Genomic DNA, 21,731 nt, shown 5'->3' with positions numbered 1-21,731 from the left:
TAAGAGCAATGGCCGGCCTCCGCTGACGGAGACCGGCCACTCACACTGCTATTCCCACTCGATGGTTCCCGGTGGCTTGCTGGTCACGTCCAGCACCACCCGGTTGACGCCTTCCACCTCGTTGGTGATCCGGTTGGAGATCCTGGCCAGGAGATCGTAGGGCAGGCGGGACCAGTCGGCCGTCATGGCGTCCTCGGAGGACACGGGGCGAAGAACGATCGGGTGGCCATAGGTGCGGCCGTCTCCCATCACGCCAACGCTTCGCACATCGGCCAGCAGGACAACAGGCATCTGCCATACTTCGTTGTCCAGTCCGGCTGCGGTCAGCTCGGCGCGGGCAATGGCGTCCGCCTTGCGCAGCAGGTCCAGGCGTTCCTTGGTGACTTCACCAACGATGCGAATGCCGAGGCCGGGCCCGGGGAAAGGCTGGCGGCCGACAATTTCCTGCGGCAGCCCCAGCTGGGCGCCAACGGCACGGACTTCGTCCTTGAACAGTGCGCGCAGCGGTTCCACGAGTTCGAACTGAAGGTCCTCGGGAAGTCCGCCCACATTGTGGTGGCTCTTGATGTTGGCCGCACCTTCGCCGCCGCCGGATTCGACGACGTCCGGGTACAGCGTGCCCTGGACCAGGAACTTGATCTTCTCGCCGTGGGCCGCTGCCTCCGCGATGATGGCCAGTTCGGCCTCTTCGAACGCGCGGATGAACTCGCGGCCGATGATCTTGCGCTTCGTTTCCGGATCGCTGACACCGGTCAGGGCGGCCTGGAACCGCTCCTGCTCGTTGGCGACGTAGAGCTTGACGCCGGTGGCGGCCACGAAATCGCGTTCCACCTGCTCGGCTTCGCCTTCGCGGAGCAGCCCGTGGTCCACGAAGACACAGGTGAGCTGGTCGCCTACGGCGCGCTGGACGAGCGCGGCGGCAACGGCGGAGTCGACGCCGCCGGAGAGGCCGCAGATTACCCGGGCATCGCCGACCTGCTGGCGGATCCGGTCCACCTGCTCCTCAAGGATGTTCCCCGTGGTCCAGTTGGGCTCAAGCTTCGCGCCTTTGAACAGGAAGTTCTCCAGCACCTGCTGGCCATAAGCTGAGTGCTTCACCTCCGGGTGCCACTGCACGCCGTAAAGGCGCTTTTCCTCGTTGGCGAAGGCAGCAACTTCGGCGCCTGCCGTCGTCGCCAGCACTTCGAAGCCTTCAGGGGCAGTGTGCACGGAGTCGCCGTGACTCATCCAGGTGTTCTGGTGCTGCGGCATCCCCGCCAGCACCGACCGGCCCTCGCCGAGGACGGTGGTCTGGGTGGCGCCGTACTCGCGCAGGCCTGTCTTGTCGACTTTTCCGCCCAGCGCGTTGGCCATGGCCTGGAAGCCATAGCAGATGCCGAACACGGGAATCCCGGCCTCAAACAGGTCGGCGCCGACCGATGGCGCACCGTCCGCGTAGACGCTGGACGGGCCACCGGACAGAATGATGGCGGCAGGGTTTTTGGCCAGGAGCTGCTCGGTGCTGTAGGTATGCGGAACCACTTCCGAATACACATTCGCTTCCCGGACGCGGCGGGCAATCAGCTGCGCGTACTGGGCACCGTAGTCAACAACCAGCACCGGCTTCTGGGAAGTCTGGGATGCAGTGGGAGTAGTCACCGTACTAGCCTACTTTGCGCGGTTGCTCCGCCGCACATTCAGGGCTGCAGGTGTGACGGATAGAACGTCCGACGGCGGGACGCACCCGCCGTCGCGGCGCGTCAGTACCGCTGCGCCGCCTGCGGGTGCGCGGCGAGCTCCGCCTCGACCTCGGCGTGGAACCTCTTCTCCACGAAGAAGGAGAGGAACGGCACTACGCCACCCAGGGCCAGCAGGATGAGCTTCAGGAACGGCCAGCGCATCAGCGTCCACAGCCGGAAGTTGGAGATGAGGTACACCACGTACATCCAGCCGTGCACGATCAGCACGGCAATGGAAAGGTTGACTCCTCCCAGGACGCCCTGGGGTTCGGCGCCGGCAAAGCCCAGGCCGAAGGGCTGGCCGGTTACGGCGTTCGTGCCGCCGGCGAACAGGTACTGGCCAAACACGTACCGTGCTATCAGTTCGGCGCACAACAGCAGCAGCATTCCGCCGGTCAGGTAGGCCATCACCTTGTAGAACTTCAGCGCTGACCGGATCTGCGCCTCGGTACCGCCGAAGCGGCGCTTCTTGTTTTTTCCTGGGGCGGAACCCTGCTGGACGGCCGGTTTCGGTTCGATCATGGCTTTACCTTTTGTTGGAGCTGTTCAGAAGTTGGCGGGTTGGGCGGAGTGGGCGGCACATCCTCGTGGAAGTCGTCGTCGAGGTCCTCTTCGAGATCCCGCCGGTAGTCGTCCTTCACCAGACGCCACCAGATGAACAAGGCGAAGCCAGCAAACACCACCCACTCCAAGGAGTAGAAGAGGTTGAGCCAGTTGACCTGCTGGGACGGGGGTTGCGGACCAATGTTTAGCGGCTTCAAGTCTCCGGGAACGGCCGCGGCGCTGACGTCGGTGCCGTCCGTCACTTCCGCGGTGGCGGCCACAAACCCCGGGTAACTGCTGACGTCCCAGTCATTGATGAGCTCGGCGACCGAGACGGCGGAGGCGCGTCCGGATTCCGGTGCCGTGGCTGGTAGCGGTGATTCGGACGGGATCAACCGTCCGGTGAGTTGGACGGCACCCGACGGCGGCGCGCCGGCGGCGTTGGGATCGGCCACCCAGCCGCGGGCTACCGGAATCCATGTTTGCGGGGACGCGGCCACGCCGCTGAGGACAGGAGCCCCCTTCACGGCGAAGGCGGAAACAACCCAGTAGCCGCTGTTACCGTCCTTCAGGCGGCCGGGAACCAGGACCTGTTTTGCGGGGTCATACGTGCCGTCGGCCGAAACCATCTGATCGGACACGGACCCGGGAAAGAAGTGTCCGGGCTCGAGCGTTTCCGTGAGCGCCCTGGTCTCTTCGGTGGCCGGGCTGACCGGAACTTCGGGTTGCATGGACCGCCCGAACTGCCACTGGCTGAGCAGGACAAACACCCCGGAGACGGCGATCGCGAACACCAGGCCGGCGATCCATCGGGGCTTAAGGGCTGTTTTCCACACCCCTTAACCGTACTTCGTTCCGCTGTAGAACAACTAAACGAGCCGCCTGCTGCCCCTGGAGTGGGGCAGCAGGGTCCTATGTGGCGACGGAATCGACACGTAGGGCCTGCCCGCATCCCTTAATGGTCGAAGAACACCAGGCTCGAGTTGATCAGCTCGGCGATCACTTCGGCGTCGTAGGCCCGCCGCAAGGACTCGCGGAAGGACTCCTTGGACAGTGAACGTGCCAGCGTGGCCAGTACTTCGAGGTGATCGGAGAAGGAGCTGGCCGGCGTGGCGATCAGCAGGATGACGGTGGCGGGACCGTCTGCGGCGCCGAAGTCCAGCGCGTGTCCGTACTTGGTGATCCCTACGGCGATGGAGGTCCGCGACACGAACTCACTGCGCGCGTGTGGCAGGCCGATTCCGCCCGGCAGGCCGGTGGCGAGCTGGTGTTCCCGGGCGTTGACGTGCTCAAGGAAGCCCGGCAGGTCCGTGACGCGGCCGGCAGCGAAGAGCCGTTCTGCAAGTTGCGCCGCAGCGTCCGCCTTGTCCGTGGCCTCCAACTCCAAAATCACCAGTTCGGAGGTGGTCAGATCGGCATCGTACCGGTCAAGTGGTTCGGCCAAGGCGTGTTCCTTCGGTCAGGTGAGAAGTGCTGATGCGGGCTCCTCAGCGCAACGGGACGATGTCCTCCACGCCGAGGCGTGCGGCATCGGCCGATTCGTCGTCCGGCTGCTGCTGGCTCAGTCGTTCAGCCTCAACGCGAGCGGTGTAGTGCTTGATTTCGCTCTCGCGCTGCACATCGCTCCAGCCAAGGACTTCGCCCATTAGTTTAGCGACTACCGGCACTGCGGACACGCCACGGTCCCACGATTCAATGGAAATACGGGTCCGCCGGGTCAGGACATCGTGAACATGCCGGGCCCCTTCATGGGTGGCGGCGTAGACGGCCTCCGCCTGCAGGTAATCGTCTGCGCCGGGGAGTGGCTCTGCAAGTTCGGGCCGCTCCTTGATGATGGCGAGCACTTCGGGCGTCATGGAGCCGTAGCGGTTGAGCAGGTGTTCCACCCGGGCCACATGGACGCCATATTCCTCGGCGGTCCTGCTCCGCCGGTTCCAGGCTGCCTTGAATCCGCTGGCACCGAGCAGCGGGATGGTTTCGGTGCAGCTCGGCGGGACCCGCTCATCCATGGTGCGGGTTGCTTCGTCTACCGCGTCCTTGGCCATCACGCGGTAGGTGGTCCATTTGCCGCCGGCCACCACCACCAGGCCAGGTACCGGGTGGGCCACCACATGTTCTCGGGAAAGCTTGGCAGTGGAGTCGTTTTCCCCGGCCAGCAGCGGACGCAGCCCCGCGTAGACGCCTTCGACGTCTTCCCTCGTCAGGGGCCGCTTGAGCACTTTGTTGACATGTTCGAGGATATAGTCGATGTCCTTGCTGGACGCTGCCGGATGGGCCTTGTCCAGGTGCCAGTCGGTATCTGTGGTGCCGATGATCCAGTGCCGGCCCCACGGGATCACAAACAGCACCGATTTCTCGGTGCGCAGGATCAGGCCAACGGTGGACTGGAACCGGTCGCGAGGCACCACAAGGTGGATGCCCTTGGACGCCCGGACCTTCAGCTGGCCGCGGTCCGTGACCATGGCCTGGGTTTCGTCCGTCCACACCCCGGTGGCGTTGATGACCTGCTTGGCCCGGATATTGAACTCCGAACCGTCCTCGTGGTTGACCACCTTGGCTCCGACCACGCGTTCGCCTTCACGGAGGAAGTCCACCACAGCCATCTGGTTCACCGCATGGGCGCCGTAGTGGGCTGCCGTCCGAATGAGGTTGGCGCAGTACTTTGCGTCGTCCACCTGGCCGTCGTAGTAGCGGATTGACCCCACAAAGGCATCTTTTTTGAGGCTGGGCGCGGCCCGGAGGGTGCCCCGCCTGCTGAGGTGCTTGTGGAACGGCACGCCCCGCCGGTGCCCGTTGGAGACGGACATCAGGTCATACAGGGCGATGCCGGCCCCCACGTAGGGACGCTCAAAGAACGGTTTGGTCAGGGGGTACAGGAACGGCACCGGCCGGGCCAGGTGCGGGGCGAGCTCCGAAAGCAGCAGTCCGCGTTCCTGCAGCGCTTCCTTGACCAGCCCGAAATCCAGCATTTCCAGGTAGCGCAGGCCGCCGTGGATCAGCTTGGATGACCGGGACGACGTGCCCGCCGCCCAGTCGCTGGCCTCCACGATTCCCACACTCAGTCCGCGGGTCACCGCATCGAGGGCCGAACCCGTACCGACGATTCCGCCGCCCACGATGAGGATGTCCAGTTCGTTGCCTGGCTCGGATGTGGCCCTTAGCCGGGCAATCGATGCTTCCCGGGCTGCGGGCCCCAGGACACCGCCTTCGTTTGGAACACTGTTCATGGAACGCCTCCCCTTGCCGCTGCTGCCGGTAGTAACCCCACACTACTTCGTTGCCGCGCAGTTGGGCAGGCGTCCTCGGAGCCTTAGTTACCGGCGTACGGGGACACCACGACGTCGACGCGCTGGAATTCCTTCAGGTCCGAGTAACCCGTGGTGGCCATCGACCGGCGGAGCGCACCGATCAGGTTCGACGTGCCGTTGGTGTGGTGGCCCGGCCCGAAGAGCACCTCTTCGAGCGGCCCCACGGTGCCTACATTGGCCCGGTCCCCGCGGGGCAGTTCCAGGTGGTGGGCCTCCTGGCCCCAATGCCAGCCCTTGCCGGGAGCCTCTTCGGCCCTCGCGAGCGCGCTGCCGAGCATCACGGCGTCGGCGCCCATGGCGATGGCCTTGACGATGTCACCCGAGGTTCCCATGCCGCCGTCGGCGATGACATGGACGTAGCGTCCGCCCGATTCGTCCATGTAGTCACGGCGGGCGGCCGCGACGTCGGAGATTGCGGAGGCCATGGGCGAGTGGATTCCCAGCGCCCGGCGGGTGGTGGCGGTGGCTCCCCCGCCGAAGCCGACCAGGACACCGGCAGCGCCGGTCCGCATCAGGTGCAGGGCGGGCGTATAGCCGGCCGCGCCGCCCACAATCACCGGAACGTCGAGTTCGTAAATGAACTGCTTAAGGTTGAGCGGTTCGTCTTCTTTCGAGACGTGCTCGGCTGAGACGGTGGTTCCGCGGATGACAAAAATGTCCACGCCGGCGGCCACCACGGTCTTGTAGTGTTCCTGGGTGCGCTGCGGCGTCAGCGATCCGGCCACTGTCACGCCGGCGGCGCGGATCTCGGCGAGGCGGGAGGTGATCAGTTCCGGCTGGATGGGGGCCCGGTAGAGTTCCTGCATGCGGCCGGTCACCGAGGGGCTGTTGACCTCATCTTCGAGGGCGCCGATCTCGTCAAGGATCGGCTGCGGATCCTCGTAGCGGGTCCAGAGGCCCTCAAGGTCCAGGACGCCGAGACCGCCCAGGCGGCCCAGGGCGATGGCCGTCTCCGGGGACATGGCCGAATCCATCGGAGCCGCGATCACGGGCATCTCAAACTTATAGGCATCAATCTGCCACGAGACAGACACGTCCTTGGGGTCGCGGGTACGACGGTTAGGGACAATCGCAATGTCATCCAGGGAGTAGGCACGACGCCCACGCTTGCCACGGCCGATCTCGATCTCGTAAGTCACTGCTCTAGGTTATCCCAGCCCCGGCGTGGTCCTGGGCCGGGGCTAAGATCCGGGGATGGACAGACGCTGGATCTTCGACGGTCACATAGCCGGCATTGGCACCGCATCAGGACTGCGGGTAGTGGTGGGAGTATGGCAGCAGTCCCCGTTCGGGTCTTTTGCCGACGTCATGGTCCAGCACCCGTCCGGGCACCGGGTGCTCCTGGCGCCAACCCAGGAAGTGGCCGATTTCATTTCGGCCACTTACACCTTCGATTCGGTGCAGGTCGTCGAGGTGAGTGCCCAATTCGCAGATCGGTTTCTTACGGTGGATGCCGGTCCGCTGCAGCTGAGTGCCGGCACCGGCGCCAGGACCCTCCTGGGCAGGTCGCTGCGTGTCGTACCGCGGCCCCTGGCCGTGCACACGGCCTGGCTGCGGGCCATCAGTCCGCTGGCCGGGCTGCTCAGCCCTGGGGCCCGAACCTCGGGAACTGCCGGAAACGGCAGACTGGAGTTTTACGGGGTGAGCGACCTGCACCACATCAGCTCCGCCGTCGTACGTTGGAACGGTGCGCACGCCGGGGATTTGGCGCCCATCCGTCCCGGCGTGACTTTCGGCTTCAGCAGTGTCCCCGCCCGGCCCAGCATCGCGAGGGTCCGCACCACTGTGGTGGACGCGGCCGCAAACTGACCCTATCTTCGTGCCGCCCCGGAGAGGGATCTACCCATTGGCGCGACCCTTACGTTAACGCGGGCTACGGCCCGGTCTGAGCGTCGAGGCTGAGCTGGGACTCGAACATCCTGAAGTACCGGCCGCGCAGCGCAACCAGTTCCTTATGGGTGCCCTGTTCCACGATCTGCCCGTCCTCGAGCATGTAGACGATGTCGGCCTTCTCAATGGTGGCGAGCCGGTGGCTGATGGCAATGATGGTGCTGCTGCGGTCCGCGAAAAGCCTGGTGAAGATCCGGTGCTCGGCCAGCGCATCGATCGCTGAGGTTGGCTCATCCATCACCATGAAGGACGCACCGCGGTAAAAGTTCCTGGCCATCGCGAGCCGCTGCCACTGGCCGCCGCTCAAACCGCTGCCCTTCCTGCCCCGCGGATCCTCCATCCAGTTGCTGACGTGGTTGTCCAGGCCGTTGGGCAGCTTGTTGATGAATTCGAGGGCTTCGGAGTCGGCCGCCGCCCGCCGGATCCGGTGATCGTCACGCGGCGAATCGACGTCCCCAAAACGGATGTTGTCCGCGGCAGTGGCAAACTCGTACTTCAGGAATTCCTGGCTGAGCACAGCCAGGTGGCGGTGCCAGGAGGTGACATCGACGGCGGCGAGATCGACGCCGTCGAGCATTACTTGCCCCGAGTCCGGCCGGTAAAGTCCGGCAAGGATCCGGATCAGGGTGGACTTTCCTGCCCCGTTCTCCCCGACGACGGCGACGTGCTGGCCTTCCCGGATGGTCATGCTGATACCGCGGATCACCTCGAGGTCGCTGCCTGTATAGGTAAAGCGGATGTCCCTCAGCTCTACAACCTTCGGCGACTGCAGCAGCGGCGGGGCGTGGTGCGAGTGCACGGGCAGCGCCATGAATACTTCGTAGTCCTTGAGGTTTGCCAGGTCCTCATCGATGGAACTCAGCGAAGACACGAGGTTATTGGCCGTGGACAGGGCGCGGCTGACAATCTGCTGGACGTACAGGAACTGGCCCACCGGCTGCGCCCGGGCAATGATCTGCCCCACCACCCAGATCAGCGAAACCACCTCGGCGCCGTACTGCAGGGCGTCGGCCGCGAGTTGCTTGGGAATGTACCGCTTCTGGAAGTCCAGGCGCCGGCGCTCATCGGCGTCGCGGAGCCGGGAGCGCAGGTCCATCAGGTAACCCACGATCCCATACAGCCGCATCTCGGCAATATGCTGCGGGCGGAGAAGGTTAATTTCGATCATCCGGCGTTGACGGCGGGAGTCCACCTGGGTGTTCCAGTGCGCGATCTGTTCCCTGGAAAGCTTGAACTGCAGGTAGACGCTGGGGACGATGGCCACCAGGACGATCACGGCGATCCACCAGCTGACCAGCAGCAGGGCGCCGATGGCCAGGAGGACGGACACCAGCTGCGTGAAAATGGCGGCAATCCGGTCCAGGACGCGGGCGTACGAATCAGAGAAACGCTTGGCCCGGTCGTACAGGTCCACGGTTTCCTTGTCGTCGTAGCGCCAGAAATCGAGGGCCAGGAAGCGCTCGTACATCTGGTCGCCCACAATGGCGCCCACCTTGAAGCTCATGAGCTGCTGGATGTACCGGTCCACGCTGCCGAAGGCGCCCCAAAAGAGGCCAAGCGCTGCTGTGATGATGACGTAGACAATGGCCTGCTGGCCGGCCGGGGCGTTGCCTGAATATGCCGCCGCGAGCGCCGTGGTGGTGAGCGCCGCGAAGAAGGTGGTAACCAGCGGAAGGACCGCGGAGATCAGCGAGCCGAGCACCTTCATGATCACCGCGCCCGGGGAGGCGCGGAAACTGACCCGAAGCACCTGCGCCACGGCCCGGGCGTAGGGCCGCACGGCAAGTTTCCGGCTGGGCGTCCGGGCCGGCCGCAGCTCAGACACGACCGTTAGCGCGAACCGTAGTTCGGAGCCTCCACCGTCATCTGGATGTCGTGGGGGTGCGATTCCTTCAGGCCGGCCGCGGTGATGCGGACGAACTTGCCGCGGGCCTTGAGCTCCGGGACGGTGGGTGCGCCGGTGTAGAACATGGTCTGGCGGAGGCCGCCCACCAGCTGGTAGGCCACCGAAGCGAGCGGGCCACGGTAGGCGACGCGGCCCTCGATGCCTTCGGGAATGAGTTTGTCGTCACCGGAGACGTCCGCCTGGAAGTAGCGGTCCTTGGAGTAGGACGTGTTCTTGCCGCGGGTCTGCATGGCGCCGAGGGAGCCCATGCCGCGGTAGAGCTTGAACTGCTTGCCGTTCACGAAGATCAGGTCACCCGGGGACTCGTCGCAGCCGGCGAGGAGGGAACCCAGCATAACGGTGTCGGCGCCGGCAACCAGCGCCTTGCCGATGTCGCCCGAGTACTGGAGGCCGCCGTCGGCGATCAGCGGAACACCGGCAGGGATGGCTGCCTTGGCGGACTCATAGATGGCCGTGATCTGCGGGACGCCCACGCCGGCAACCACGCGTGTGGTGCAGATGGAACCGGGACCCACGCCCACCTTGATGCCGTCGGCGCCGGCGTCGATCAGTGCCTGGGCACCTTCCCGGGTGGCTGCCTGGCCGCCGATGATGTCCACGTGCGCCGCCACGGGATCGGACTTGAGGCGGCGGATCATGTCCAGCACGCCCTGGGAGTGGCCGTTGGCCGTGTCAACGAACAGGGCGTCCACGCCGGCGTCGATCAGGGCTATGGCGCGTTCCCAGCCGTCACCGAAGAAGCCGATGGCGGCGCCAACGCGGAGCCGGCCTTCGTCGTCCTTGGTGGCCAGCGGGTACTGCTCGGCCTTGGTGAAGTCCTTGGTGGTGATGAGTCCCTTGAGCCTGCCCTGCTCGTCGACGAGCGGGAGCTTCTCGATCTTGTTGGTGGCCAGCTTGTGGGAGGCTTCCTCGCGGCTGATGCCAACATGGCCGGTGATCAGCGGCATCTTGGTCATGACGTCGCTAACCAGCCGCAGCGGGAAGTCGGCTTCGGGGACAAAGCGGGTATCGCGGTTCGTGACAATGCCGAGCAGTCGCATGCCCTCGTCCACCACGGGGAGGCCGGACACCCGGTACTGCGAGCAGATCTCGTCCAGTTCCGCCAGGGTGGCTTCCGGACCGATGGTCAGCGGGTTGGTGATCATCCCGGATTCGCTGCGCTTGACGCGGTCAACCTGATCGGCCTGGTCCTGGATGGAGAGGTTGCGGTGGATGACGCCCAGGCCGCCCTGGCGTGCCATGGCGATGGCCATCCGTGATTCGGTGACGGTGTCCATGGCAGCGGACAGCAGCGGCGTGTGCACGGAGATCCGCTTGGAAATCCGTGACGACGTGTCGGCTTCGGACGGGATGACATCCGTGTGGCCCGGCAGGAGCAGGACGTCGTCGTAGGTCAGGCCGATGAAGCCGAAGGGGTTGTGCTCGGGCTGGGTCATGAGTGCGCCTCTTACCTTGGTCTTGGGTTCTCGGGTAGGGGTTGCAGCTGATGACCAGCCCGTCATTACGGGACTGGTCGGTGCAGGGGCCTAATAAGTTTGTGCCGCACGCACGGAAGCCATGCGTAAAGCTTTGTGTAAATATTAGAACCTCGCAGCCGATCCCCCTATTCCGGGAACGCATTGTGAGCAAGGGCACGCATCCCCGCCCGGCTCCGGCGTCAGCTCCAGCCCGTGGCTGCCAACAGTCTCTCCTCAAACATGGGGATCATGCTTTCGACGTACGTCCGGCTTAGATGGTTGTCGTCCTTGTACACGTAGACGTTTCCCACCACGGCCGGGCAGATGCCGTCGGCGCAGATGAAGTCACTCAGGTCCATCAGGTGCAGGCCGTCGACTTTCCCGCGATAGCTCTCCAGCGGCGAAGGATCGACCAGGGATTCATTCAGCGGCGGGTTGCAGGCCGGGGCCCCCGGGGAGTAGCGCTGGACGCACTCGGGCATGTTGAAGGTGAACCGGGGGTTGTCCCGGATACCCACGACCTCGATGCCGGCCTCGACCATCGGCTGGATTCCTTCAAGGTATGCGGGGACCTCGGTCTCGAACGGGGCTTCCTCGTGGGTCAGGGTGGCCACGGTGAAGACGGCATCCGGCCGGTGTTCCAGTACGTATGCAGTACTGGAACGGTTGTAGGTGTTGCATTCGGCGTTCCGGGCCTCGGAGTCGGCCCCGAAACGGCAGGCGGGCATCAACAGCGTGACCAGCTCCCAGCCGCGGGCTTCCGCGATGGGAGCCAGGGCTGCCAGATACTGCTGGGCATGCGAGTCCCCCAGCACCACGATCCGTTTGGTGGTTTCGCCGGACGGGATCTCCTGCCGGCAGCCTTCCAGCACCGGGTCCAGCGTTGCATTTCCCTCGATACAGGGCGCGTGGATCCCCGCCCAGTCATTGTCGAGGGCCGCCGGCGCAGGAATGATCCGTGCAGCGGGAGCCGGCGTTCCGCCGTTCCCCTGCGTGAGTTGGGCGGCCCCCGGCGTCAGTTCCCGGGGTTGCGCTGCGGTGGCAGCCTCCTCCTCGGTGAGGCTCGTCTGCCAGACCGCCACCGGTCCGGCCAGGACGGCGCAACAAGCGGTAATGACGACGGCGGTGCGCCAACTGCGCACCTGCGGCCAGCGCCACTCGCGGAGCGGCTTTTCCACAAAGCGGGTGGTGAGGACGGAGAGGACAACCGAGGCGGCGATGATCGCACCGCCCTGGCGGAGGTTGGGTGAATCGACGCCGGTGGCCGCCAGCGCCAGCACCAGGACGGGCCAGTGCCACAGGTAGAGGGCGTAGGAGTTGTCGCCCAGCGAGACCAGCGGCTTCCAGCTCAGGAAGCGGTCCACGCCGAAACGGCTGCCGCTTTGGCCGGCCACAATGACCGCTGCCGCTGCGAGCGTGGGCCACAAGGCCACGAACCCCGGGAAGGCCCGGTCCACGGTCAGTAGCAGCCCGCAGGAGATCATGGCCAACAGGCCTGCCCAGCCGAGCACCACCCGGAGCACTTTGCCTGGGTTCAGCAACGGCAGGCCCAGGGCCAGCAGTGAGCCGAGGGCGAATTCCCACAGCCGGGCCCTCGTATCGAAGTAGGCGTACGCCTGGTTCGTGGCTGTCTGGTCAACCGAAAAAACCAGCGAGCATGCAAGGATGACGGTAAACGCGGCGGCCAGCACCGCCCTGTAGCTGGTGTTGAATCGCCGCCGAAGCAGCCGCCACACCACGGCGGAGCCGGCAAAGACGAGCGGCCACAGGATGAAGACCTGCCCCTGGATGGAGAGGGACCAGAAGTGCTGCAGCGGGCTCGCCCCGGCGTGGTCCTGCGCGTAGTAGTCCACGGCGGTGTCCGCCAGCAGCCAGTTCTGCCGGTAGAGCAGCGACGCCCAGGCCTGATCCAGTACCGCGGGCCAGCGGCTTTGCGGGAGGACCAGCCAGGTGCCGGCGAGGACACCGAGGATCACCACGACGGCGGCCGGCAGCAGCCGTTTGAATAAGTGCAGCCAGTGCCGGAGGAGGTGGACCGAGGTCCCCGCTTCGACCTTCCGGACGAAGGACAAAGTCAGCAGGAAGGCGGAGATCAGCAGGAAGATATCCACACCACCCGAAACCCGGCCCAGCCACACGTGGTAGGTCACCACCATCAGGACCGCGAGCGCGCGGAGCCCCTGGACTTCGGGACGGAAGGTGGACTTCCGGTGGGCGCTGGTGGCGCCTGCCGTACCGCCCCGGGCAGCCCCTGTTCCCGCAATCAACACAAGTGACCCCTCAAAACCGGCTGGCAAAAACATCAAGCCTACGGACAGGCAACGTCCAAGGCCAATCACACGAACCCCGCCACAGGCTGCTAGGAACGCAGCAGCCCCCGCAGCGTTTGAATGGTGTCGGCTTCTGCCGCCGTTTTGTCGTCGCGGTAACGCTTCACGCGTGCGAACCGCAGGGCGATTCCGCCCGGATAGCGCGAGGACTGCTGCACGCCGTCGATCGCGATCTCGACGACGGTGACTGGTTCAACCCAGACGGTGCCCGCCGTGCGCCGGACCTCGAGCTCCTGGAACCTCCCGGTCTGCCAGGCCAGCAGCGCGTCGGTGAGGCCCTTGAACGTCTTTCCCACCATCACGTAGCCGCCGGGTTCGCCGAACTCGCCGGTGGGGTCCAGGGCTCCGAGATGCAGGTTTGACAGCAGTCCGGTGCGCCGTCCTGAACCCCATTCGCAGGCGAGGACCACCAGGTCGTAGGTCAGCACCGGCTTCACCTTGATCCAGTTCGAACCACGCCGTCCGGCCGCGTAGGCCGATCCCACCGCCTTCACCACCACGCCCTCATGGCCCGCGGCGAGCGCATCGCGGGACACTCTCTCGGCTACAGCCGCATCCGCCGTGATCTCCCCGGGAATCCGGTGCTCGGCGGCGATGCGCTCCAGGACATCGATGCGTGTTGACAGCGGCTCGTCGAGCAGGTCCCGCCCGTCGATGTGCAGCACGTCGAAGAACCAGGGATGGAGCAGGGTTGCGCGCGCCGCATCCGCCCCGAACCGGGACATGGTCTGCTGGAATGGCCGCGGGCCGCCGTCCTCGTCGAGGGCGAGGGTCTCGCCGTCGAGAATCACATCGCGGACCGGCAGCCCGCGCACCACCTCCACCACTTCGGGCAGCCGGTGGGTCACCTCGGCCAGGGTGCGTGTGAAGATGCGAACGTCGTCGCCGAGGCGATGCACCTGGATGCGCGCGCCGTCGAGTTTGTATTCCACGGATGCTTCCCCGGTGACCTCCAGCGCCTCGCTGGCACTGGCCGCGGTTGCGGCGAGCATCGGCTGCACGGGACGGCCGAGCACCAGGCCGACGGCGTCAAGCTCGGCTGCCGTGCCCGTGATCGCCAGGAGTGCCGTCCCGCCGAGATCGCCGGAGAGCATGGCCGCGCGGCGCACGGCGTCGGCTGGCCGGTCAGCGGCGCGGGCCACGGCATCCGTGAGAACACCCTCGAGTGCGCCGGTCCGCAGTTCACCGAGCAGCACGCCCGCTATGAAGGCCTGCTCGCGCTCGGTGGCGGCGGCGGTGAGCGTCCGAAGGGTCGCGGCACGCTCCGCGGCTGAGCCCGCGCCTGCGGTGGCGAGCAGCCGGTCCAGTGCGGCATCGAGATCGGTGACGGTAAGGCTCGGCTCGGCGGCCGGCTCCCCCATGGCTGCCGACATGCCCCGCCAACCGATCCCGACCCGGCCCTGCCGCGGTTTGGCCGTGAGTAAGCCGACCGACGTGGCGATCTCCCCCGGCCCGAGCCGGCGCAGCAGGTCGGCCAGGGCCTCGACCTTCGCGAGCCGGGAGCGGGTGGACGCGACGGCGTTGGTGGTTTTCACGAGCTCGTCGAGCAGCATGGCAACAGTCTGCCACGGCGTCCGACTCTGGACAGTGCCGGAATGCCGTTTCAGACTTGGTGGATGGGCATCATCGTCGCGAACCTGTTCATCACCCTCGACGGCGTCTACCAGGCGCCCGGCGGACGCGAAGAAGACCCTGAAGGCGGCTTCGCTTACGGTGGCTGGCAGGCGCCGGTGTCTGACGACGAGGCCGGCGCGGCCATCGGCGAAGAGATCGGCCGCATTGACGCGCTGCTGCTGGGCCGCAAGACCTACGACATCTTCGCCGCCTTCTGGCCCCATCAGACCGACGAGATCGGCAGCATACTCAACCGCGTACCCAAGTTCGTCGTCTCCGGCAGCCTGACGGCACCGGCCTGGGCGGGAACTACCGTGCTGCCGGATGCCGGGGCCGCCGGTCGGCTCCGGGAGGAATACGACCAAGTGCACATGTTCGGGAGCGGCGTCCTCATCCGTTCACTGCTCACGGCTGACGTGCTTGACCGCCTCCACCTCTGGCTGTATCCGGTCACCCTCGGCCAAGGCAAGCGCCTCTTCGACGCCGGATCCATCCCCGCTACCTTCCGCCTCGCAGAGCCGGCGCGCACCTTCCCGAAGGGTGCCGTGTCGCTGGTCTACGAGCGTGCGGGCGCGGTCGAGACGCAGGAGATGGCGGCCGGCTAAGGGCAACAAAAAACCGGCCCAGCCGAAGCTGGACCGGTTTCTCGTTGCGACTGTCAGCGGGCCTGGGCCCACGCGCCGGCTACAACCTTAGTGGCCGTGGCCTGCGTGCTCGTCTTCGTCAGCGGGCTTCTCCACCACGAGGGTCTCGGTGGTGAGAACCAGCGCGGCGATGGAGGCTGCGTTGCGGAGGGCTGCACGGGTGACCTTGACCGGGTCAATGACACCGGCGGCGATCAGGTCTTCGTACTCGCCCGACTTGGCGTTGAAGCCGTTGTTGGTTTCGAGTTCGGCAACCTTGGCCGTGACGACGTAGCCGTCGAAGCCTGCGTTCTGGGCAATCCAGCGCAGCGGCTGGACCAGCGCGCGGCGGACGATGCCCACAGCTGCGGCGGCGTCGCCTTCGAGGGCCTTCACTGCGGGGTCCTCGTCGAGGGCCTTCAGCGCGTGAATGAGGGCGGAACCGCCACCGGCCACGATGCCTTCTTCGAGGGCGGCGCGGGTGGAGGACACTGCATCTTCGATGCGGTGCTTCTTTTCCTTGAGCTCAACCTCAGTGGCTGCGCCAACCTTGATCACGCCGATGCCGCCGGCCAGCTTGGCCAGGCGTTCCTGGAGCTTTTCCCTGTCCCAGTCGGAGTCAGTGCGGGTCAGCTCGGCACGCAGCTGGGAAACCCGTGCTGCGACGTCTTCTGCGGAACCGGCGCCATCAACGATGGTGGTGTTGTCCTTGGTGACCGTGATGCGGCGGGCGGTACCCAGCACCTCAAGGCCGACGGTGTCCAGGCTGAGGCCCAGTTCCGGGGAGACAACCTGCGCACCGGTGAGGGTGGCGATGTCCTGCAGCATGGCCTTGCGGCGGTCACCGAAGCCCGGAGCCTTGACGGCAACCACGTTCAGGGTGCCGCGGATGCGGTTGACGATCAGCGTGGACAGGGCCTCGCCCTCGACGTCTTCGGCGATGATGAAGAGCGGCTTGGAGCTCTGCAGCGCCTTTTCCAGCAGCGGCAGGAAGTCCTGGACGGAGGAGATCTTGCCCTGGTTGATCAGGATGAGGGCGTCCTCGAGGACGGCTTCCTGACGCTCGGAGTCGGTCACGAAGTAGGGGGACAGGTAGCCCTTGTCGAACTGCATGCCTTCGGTGAGGACCAGCTCAGTCTGCGTGGTGGAGGATTCCTCGATGGTGATCACACCATCCTTGCCGACCTTGCCGAACGCCTCGGCGAGGAGCTCGCCGATTTCGTCGCTCTGGGCGGAGATGGCGGCCACGTTGGCAACCTGGGTGCCTTCAACCGGGCGTGCATTCTCAAGCAGGCGGGCTGCAACGGCTTCAACGGAAACCTCGATGCCGCGCTTGATCTGGCCCGGAGCGGCGCCAGCCGCAACGTTGCGCAGGCCTTCCTTGACCAGGGCCTGGGCCAGCACGGTGGCCGTGGTGGTGCCGTCGCCGGCAACATCGTTGGTCTTGGTGGCTACTTCCTTGGCCAGCTGCGCGCCGAGGTTCTCGTACGGGTCATCAAGCTCAATTTCGCGGGCGATGGTGACGCCGTCGTTGGTGATGGTGGGTGCCCCCCACTTTTTGTCGAGAACAACGTTGCGGCCGCGGGGGCCGAGCGTCACCTTGACCGTGTTGGCGAGCTTATCGATGCCGGCTTCGAGCGACCGGCGTGCAGCGTCATTAAACGCAAGCTGCTTTGCCATGGTTTTGTCCTTTCAAGACAGAACCCCGCGCAGCTGACCAGCGGAATGCATGGTCAGCGGCACGGGGATCCAAAAGTTACTTWACGACGATCGCCAGAACGTCGCGGGCGGACAGCACGAGGTACTCGGTACCGCCGGTCTTGACTTCGGTTCCACCGTACTTGGAGTAGATAACAACGTCGCCAACGGCTACGTCGACCGGAACGCGGTTGCCGTCTTCGAAGCGGCCGGGGCCTACTGCGACAACTTCGCCTTCCTGCGGCTTCTCCTGCGCGGAGTCCGGGATAACCAGGCCGGAAGCCGTGGTCTGCTCGGCTTCGAGCGGGCGGACAACAATACGATCCTCAAGAGGCTTAATAGAGACCGACACTCGGACCTCTCCTTCTACGTCAGCAAAATTCATGGACAGTTGAGTTGCTTCGCCGTGGCTGGCAAACCGTCGTCGCGGTGCCGGCAGCAGCCTGGTTGGCAGCTCTTCATGTGTTAGCACCCTCCTAGGGAGAGTGCTAATGACGACTCTATGTACTGGTTAGCACTCGGTCAAGGCGAGTGCCAGAATTATGTCCCCAGTGAACAGCTTTTGGAGCCTCAGCGTCCGAGGTCGTCGAAATCGACGTCCTCGTCGCCGTCGTTCCCGTCGGTAAAGGTGCCGCGCCGCAAATAAAGCACGACGGCGCCCCCCAGGGCCGCGAGCAGCGAAAGTACCAGCAGGATGATGCCGCCCAGCCGGGCGCCGCTGTAGAGGTTGCGGATGTCGCGGGCTTCGTCGGTGGCGTCCTGGATGTCCTTGCCGCCCACGGAATAGACGGTGGCGTTGAAGGTGTCCAGGAAGAAGATGATCACCAGCAGGGCAATGCAGACAATCGCTATGGCGGATCCTGCAATCAGGGCGGGGCGGGCAATCTTCACCAGATCCGTGCGGCTTTTTCGGGGCGGTCCGGACGGCTGGGTGCCTGCACTGTCTTCCATGTCTTCAACCCTAGCCGGAACCGGCGCCTGGCCACCTCCACTAGGCTTGAATCCATGTCTCAAGCACCGCAGGACCAGATCGCCCCACTGCTGACCAGCGAAGGCTGGGAACTGCTGGCATCTTTGGGGCCGTACCGCGAGGACGAGGCATTCGAACTCAATTCGACGCTCCGCAAGGCCGGACACTCCCCCGGACTCGTCTCAGCCGTGCTCACCCAGTCCAGGCTGCGCACCAAGGCTGAGGCCAAGTTCGGGGAGTTCGCCCGGAGCATGCTGTTCACCCAGGCGGGCCTTGAACAGGCCACCCGGCTCAACGTTGCCGCCCGGCACGCCGAACGCTTCGCGCAGGCTGGCGTCCGCCATGTTGCGGACCTCGGCTGCGGGCTGGCCGCAGACTCACTGGCCCTGGCGTCGATGGACATTACGGTCACTGCAGTGGAGATGGACGAAACCACGGCCGCGTGCGCCACCGTCAACCTCATTCCGTTTCCCAACGCCACGGTGGTGCACGCTGACGCCACTTCTGTTTCTTTGGAAGGGGTCGACGGCGTCTGGCTGGATCCCGCCCGCAGGGTCACCTCCACGTCGGGCACCAAACGGATCTGGGATCCCGAGGCGTTCTCCCCGCCGCTGTCCTTTGTGGAATCGCTCGCGGAGACCGGACGGGCGGTAGGCGTCAAAATGGGCCCCGGCATGCCGCACGAATCGGTGCCTGCAGGCTGTGAGGCGCAGTGGGTCTCGGTGGGCGGCGACGTCACTGAAGTGACCCTCTGGTTCAACTCCGTCAGCCGGCCCGGCATCCGCCGCGCCGCCCTGCTTCTTGGGCCGCAGGGTGCCGCCGAGATCACCAGCGGCGAAGATTTCGACGGCGGTCCCACCGCTCCGGTTGGTCCGGCAGAGGGCTACCTGTACGAACCCGACGGTGCGGTGATCCGCGCGGGCCTGGTGGCCGACGTCGCACTTCAGCTCGGCGGGCACCTGCTGGACGAACACATCGCCTACATTTGCGCGCCGGACCGGCTGGACACGCCCTTCGCCCGCGCCTACAAGGTACTGGAAGTGATGCCGTACAACGTCAAGGCGCTCAAGTTCTGGGTCAAGGACAACGGCGTCACGGTGCTGGACATCAAGAAACGCGGCATGTCCGTCACGCCGGAAGAACTGCGGAAGCAGCTGCTCCCAGGCGGCAAGGCAGGCAGCAGGAAGAAGGCCGGCACCAAAACGGCCACCCTGGTCCTGACCCGTATTGGGGAGGACCGGGTGGCCATCTCGGTGGAACCCGTCTAAACCTTGGTCTGCGCGGCGCGTCCTACTGGGCGCGCATGAAGTCCTCGGCCGCCCGGACCTGCTCGTCGGTGGGACGCACTCCGGTGTAGAGGACAAACTGCTCGAGCGCCTGGATGGTGGCCACTTCTGCGCCGGTGATCACCTGCTTCCCGGCACCACGCGCCGCCTTGATCAGCGGCGTCTCGGCCGGCAGCGCCACGACGTCGAACACCACTTTGGCCGCCGCGATGGCGTCCTCCGGGAAGGACAGCGACTCGACGTCGGGACCACCGGCCATCCCGATAGGGGTGACGTTGATGATCAAGTCGGCAGTGCCGCCGTCGAGCGCTGCCCGCCACTGGAAGCCGTACTGCTCCGCGAGCGCCCGGCCGGTGGTTTCATTGCGGGCGAGGACGGTGACCTCGGCGAAACCGGCGTCGCGCAATGCAGCGACGGTGGCCTTGGCCATCCCTCCGGCGCCCTGGACCAGCACCGAGTAGTGTGTGGGCACGGCGTTGCTCTGGAGCAGCTGTTCGATGGCCGTGTAGTCGGTGTTGTAGGCCTTCAGATGGCCCTCGGTGTTCACAATCGTGTTGACGGAATCAATGGCTTTGGCGGAAGGATCCAGCTCGTCCACGAGGGCCATCACGTCCTCCTTGTAGGGCATGGACACGGCGCAGCCGCGGATCCCCAGGCCCCGGACGCCGGCAATCGCCTGGGCCAGGTCGGCGGGGGCAAACGCCTTGTAGATCCAGTTCAGGTCCAGCTGCTCGTAGAGGTGGTTGTGGAACCGAGTCCCGTTGTTGCTGGGCCGGGCCGACAGCGAGATGCAGAGGGTCATGTCTTTATTCAGAATGGGCACCCGTCCATTAAACGCGCTTCCCCCCAACTGGGTAGCAGCACATGTCGGTTTGAGTGCTCATAACGACATGTGCTGCTACCCAGTTGGGCGGCGGACGTGAGGTTAGGGGCAGCCGGTGCCGGCCGGGAAGCTTCCGACGGCGGCGGGCAGCTTCCCGGGGGCGGTCGCCTTGCCGGTGAGCACGGCGACCAGCGCATCGAAGGCGCCAGGGGTCCGGCCATAGAGGGCAATCTTGACGGGCGCGCTGGAGCCTGCCAGCGGCCACGGCGCATCGAGCGTCACGGCAATGTCGCCTCCGGCGGGACGTCCCGCGTAGCCGACGAGCGTAACCAGCGGGCCCTGGCCAATGCTGAGCCCGGCCTTGGCGGCGGCCGCCGCGAACCGGGCCCGGTCCTGGTCCGAACCTCCGGCAATCCGGACGCCGGATGGGGCGAGGGCCCCGGAACACTGCCCGGACAGCACCGTGACGGCGGCGGCGGAGACCCGCGCTGATGTGTCGCCGCTGCTGCCCGGGGCGGCTCCCTGCGGGGCACCCGGGGATGAGGCTATTCGGCCCCGCCAGGCCAGCATGGTGGCAACCCGCGTTGCTGCCTCGTCCAGGCGCGCTGCCTGCACGGTTCCGGCCGCCACAGCATTCACGATGGCGGCATGGGCCGTTCCCACGTCGGCAGGCATCAGCAGCAGGTCCGCTCCGGCAGCGAGCGCCGCCGGGGCTGCGGAGCCGCCAGGATATTTCTGCTGGACCGCGCCCATGTTCAGGGCGTCGGTCACGGCCACGCCGCTGAAGCCCATGCCCCGGAGTGCTGCGTAAGACGGCGCCGATAACGACGCCGGAACGCCGGGTTCGAGCGCGGGCACGGCGATGTGCCCCATCATGACGATTGGCATTCCGGCTGCGACGGCGGCCCCGAACGGCTTCCAGTCGCGGGCTTCGAGCTCGGGGATGCCTGCGGACTGCACCGGAAGGCTCTGGTGCGAGTCGACGGTGACGGAGCCGTGGCCCGGGAAATGTTTGAGGGTGGGCAGGACACCGGCTTCCAGCATCCCTTGGGAGAACGCCACTGCGAGCTGCCCGGCCTGATCCGGGTTTCCGGACATGGACCGCGCCCCGATGGTGGGATCCGCCGGGCCGATGGTGACGTCGGCATCCGGTGCGAAGTCGAGGTTGAAACCAAGGGGCACGAGCTCGGAGGCCGTTGCCCGGCCGGCGTCCTTGGCCAGGGGCACGTTGCCCGCGGCCCCGTAGCTCAGGGGAGTGGGCCATTCCGTCAGGGGGGCGCCCAGCCTGGCCACGATCCCGCCTTCCTGGTCCACGCCGATGAGCCCGGGCCACGGCCTGCCGTCGGCGCGGGCCGCCTGCGCGAGCCGCGCATTCACGGCCATCATGGCTCCGGGGTCTGCCTGGCCGCTGGCATCCAGCGGAATATTGTCGCCCATGATGATGGAACCGGCCAGGTGAAGGCGTTCTATGGCGGCAGCCTGGCCTGCGGGGTCGGTCCCCGCATACACGGGCATCAGCACCTGTCCTGCCTTCTCCTCCACAGACATCGCCGACACCGCTGCGG

General features: G+C 66.0%; 18 protein-coding genes. 3 read left to right on the top strand and 15 right to left on the bottom strand.

Annotation, left to right across the window (positions count from 1 at the left end; genetic code table 11):
• Positions 1-48 precede the first annotated feature (48 nt).
• From guaA to AC1DIM_RS06075, 6 genes are all read right to left on the bottom strand, one after another.
• On the bottom strand, positions 49-1,638 hold the full coding sequence (guaA, locus tag AC1DIM_RS06100; RefSeq protein WP_477709601.1) for a glutamine-hydrolyzing GMP synthase: 1,590 nt from the start codon (positions 1,636-1,638) through the stop codon (positions 49-51).
• 101 nt (positions 1,639-1,739) lie between these two features.
• Positions 1,740-2,240 carry a DUF3817 domain-containing protein gene (locus AC1DIM_RS06095; RefSeq protein WP_477709600.1) on the bottom strand — a complete coding sequence of 167 codons (501 nt, stop codon included), beginning with the start codon at positions 2,238-2,240 and terminating at the stop codon, positions 1,740-1,742.
• Positions 2,237-3,097, bottom strand: coding sequence for an SURF1 family protein (locus AC1DIM_RS06090; protein WP_477709599.1), 861 nt, complete (start codon positions 3,095-3,097; stop codon positions 2,237-2,239). The genes AC1DIM_RS06095 and AC1DIM_RS06090 overlap by 4 nt, the downstream gene beginning before the upstream one ends.
• Before the next feature lie 119 nt (positions 3,098-3,216).
• A complete protein-coding gene (locus tag AC1DIM_RS06085) occupies positions 3,217-3,705 on the bottom strand; it encodes a PTS sugar transporter subunit IIA (protein WP_190992005.1) in 489 nt (162 codons plus the stop codon).
• A gap of 43 nt (positions 3,706-3,748) precedes the next feature.
• On the bottom strand, positions 3,749-5,488 hold the full coding sequence (locus tag AC1DIM_RS06080) for a glycerol-3-phosphate dehydrogenase/oxidase (protein ID WP_477709598.1): 1,740 nt from the start codon (positions 5,486-5,488) through the stop codon (positions 3,749-3,751).
• A gap of 83 nt (positions 5,489-5,571) precedes the next feature.
• Positions 5,572-6,708, bottom strand: coding sequence for a GuaB3 family IMP dehydrogenase-related protein (locus AC1DIM_RS06075; protein ID WP_477709597.1), 1,137 nt, complete (start codon positions 6,706-6,708; stop codon positions 5,572-5,574).
• A gap of 55 nt (positions 6,709-6,763) precedes the next feature.
• Between AC1DIM_RS06075 and AC1DIM_RS06070 the strand changes: the two genes are divergently transcribed.
• Positions 6,764-7,378, top strand: a complete 615-nt coding sequence (locus tag AC1DIM_RS06070) for a hypothetical protein (RefSeq protein ID WP_477709596.1) — start codon at positions 6,764-6,766, stop codon at positions 7,376-7,378.
• A gap of 64 nt (positions 7,379-7,442) precedes the next feature.
• Here the strand turns inward: AC1DIM_RS06070 and AC1DIM_RS06065 are convergent, their stop codons facing one another.
• The 4 genes from AC1DIM_RS06065 to AC1DIM_RS06050 form a co-directional block, all read right to left on the bottom strand.
• Positions 7,443-9,347: an ABC transporter ATP-binding protein gene (locus tag AC1DIM_RS06065; protein ID WP_477709788.1), complete on the bottom strand. Its 1,905-nt coding sequence runs from the start codon at positions 9,345-9,347 to the stop codon at positions 7,443-7,445.
• Positions 9,290-10,801: an IMP dehydrogenase gene (gene guaB / locus AC1DIM_RS06060; protein ID WP_477709595.1), complete on the bottom strand. Its 1,512-nt coding sequence runs from the start codon at positions 10,799-10,801 to the stop codon at positions 9,290-9,292. The genes AC1DIM_RS06065 and guaB overlap by 58 nt, the downstream gene beginning before the upstream one ends.
• Before the next feature lie 221 nt (positions 10,802-11,022).
• On the bottom strand, positions 11,023-13,089 hold the full coding sequence (locus AC1DIM_RS06055; protein ID WP_477709787.1) for an acyltransferase family protein: 2,067 nt from the start codon (positions 13,087-13,089) through the stop codon (positions 11,023-11,025).
• A 92-nt stretch (positions 13,090-13,181) separates the two neighbouring features.
• Positions 13,182-14,705, bottom strand: a complete 1,524-nt coding sequence (locus tag AC1DIM_RS06050) for an ATP-dependent DNA ligase (protein ID WP_477709594.1) — start codon at positions 14,703-14,705, stop codon at positions 13,182-13,184.
• Positions 14,706-14,768: 63 nt separating this feature from the next.
• Here AC1DIM_RS06050 and AC1DIM_RS06045 point away from each other — a divergent pair, with 63 nt between their 5' ends.
• Complete coding sequence (locus tag AC1DIM_RS06045; protein WP_477709786.1) at positions 14,769-15,371, top strand: dihydrofolate reductase family protein; 603 nt, start codon at positions 14,769-14,771, stop codon at positions 15,369-15,371.
• Positions 15,372-15,458: 87 nt separating this feature from the next.
• Here the strand turns inward: AC1DIM_RS06045 and groL are convergent, their stop codons facing one another.
• From groL to AC1DIM_RS06030, 3 genes are all read right to left on the bottom strand, one after another.
• Positions 15,459-17,069: a chaperonin GroEL gene (groL, locus tag AC1DIM_RS06040; protein ID WP_477709593.1), complete on the bottom strand. Its 1,611-nt coding sequence runs from the start codon at positions 17,067-17,069 to the stop codon at positions 15,459-15,461.
• Between the two features lie 76 nt (positions 17,070-17,145).
• Positions 17,146-17,439, bottom strand: a complete 294-nt coding sequence (gene groES / locus AC1DIM_RS06035; protein ID WP_003805290.1) for a co-chaperone GroES — start codon at positions 17,437-17,439, stop codon at positions 17,146-17,148.
• A 218-nt stretch (positions 17,440-17,657) separates the two neighbouring features.
• A complete protein-coding gene (locus AC1DIM_RS06030; protein WP_477709592.1) occupies positions 17,658-18,038 on the bottom strand; it encodes a hypothetical protein in 381 nt (126 codons plus the stop codon).
• A 54-nt stretch (positions 18,039-18,092) separates the two neighbouring features.
• Here AC1DIM_RS06030 and AC1DIM_RS06025 point away from each other — a divergent pair, with 54 nt between their 5' ends.
• Positions 18,093-19,325 carry a class I SAM-dependent methyltransferase gene (locus AC1DIM_RS06025; RefSeq protein WP_477709591.1) on the top strand — a complete coding sequence of 411 codons (1,233 nt, stop codon included), beginning with the start codon at positions 18,093-18,095 and terminating at the stop codon, positions 19,323-19,325.
• 22 nt (positions 19,326-19,347) lie between these two features.
• Here the strand turns inward: AC1DIM_RS06025 and AC1DIM_RS06020 are convergent, their stop codons facing one another.
• Both AC1DIM_RS06020 and AC1DIM_RS06015 read right to left on the bottom strand, forming a co-directional pair.
• Complete coding sequence (locus AC1DIM_RS06020; RefSeq protein ID WP_477709590.1) at positions 19,348-20,166, bottom strand: shikimate 5-dehydrogenase; 819 nt, start codon at positions 20,164-20,166, stop codon at positions 19,348-19,350.
• Between the two features lie 102 nt (positions 20,167-20,268).
• On the bottom strand, positions 20,269-21,714 hold the full coding sequence (locus AC1DIM_RS06015; RefSeq protein ID WP_477709785.1) for a glycoside hydrolase family 3 N-terminal domain-containing protein: 1,446 nt from the start codon (positions 21,712-21,714) through the stop codon (positions 20,269-20,271).
• Between the last annotated feature and the right edge of the window lie 17 nt (positions 21,715-21,731).

It is taken from the genome of Pseudarthrobacter sp. 01T43 (genome assembly GCF_056398665.1).
This window is presented reverse-complemented; position numbering and strand designations above follow the sequence as displayed.

Bases quoted from the DNA above. Each gene is read 5' to 3' on its own strand.
- AC1DIM_RS06080 (WP_477709598.1), bottom strand. From the start codon at position 5,488: ATGAACAGTGTTCCAAACGAAGGCGGTGTCCTGGGGCCCGCAGCCCGG.
- AC1DIM_RS06050 (WP_477709594.1), bottom strand. From the start codon at position 14,705: ATGCTGCTCGACGAGCTCGTGAAAACCACCAACGCCGTCGCGTCCACC.
- AC1DIM_RS06070 (WP_477709596.1), top strand. From the start codon at position 6,764: ATGGACAGACGCTGGATCTTCGACGGTCACATAGCCGGCATTGGCACC.
- groL (WP_477709593.1), bottom strand. From the start codon at position 17,069: ATGGCAAAGCAGCTTGCGTTTAATGACGCTGCACGCCGGTCGCTCGAA.
- AC1DIM_RS06025 (WP_477709591.1), top strand. From the start codon at position 18,093: ATGTCTCAAGCACCGCAGGACCAGATCGCCCCACTGCTGACCAGCGAA.
- AC1DIM_RS06030 (WP_477709592.1), bottom strand. From the start codon at position 18,038: ATGGAAGACAGTGCAGGCACCCAGCCGTCCGGACCGCCCCGAAAAAGC.
- guaB (WP_477709595.1), bottom strand. From the start codon at position 10,801: ATGACCCAGCCCGAGCACAACCCCTTCGGCTTCATCGGCCTGACCTAC.
- AC1DIM_RS06095 (WP_477709600.1), bottom strand. From the start codon at position 2,240: ATGATCGAACCGAAACCGGCCGTCCAGCAGGGTTCCGCCCCAGGAAAA.
- AC1DIM_RS06045 (WP_477709786.1), top strand. From the start codon at position 14,769: ATGGGCATCATCGTCGCGAACCTGTTCATCACCCTCGACGGCGTCTAC.
- AC1DIM_RS06015 (WP_477709785.1), bottom strand. From the start codon at position 21,714: ATGTCTGTGGAGGAGAAGGCAGGACAGGTGCTGATGCCCGTGTATGCG.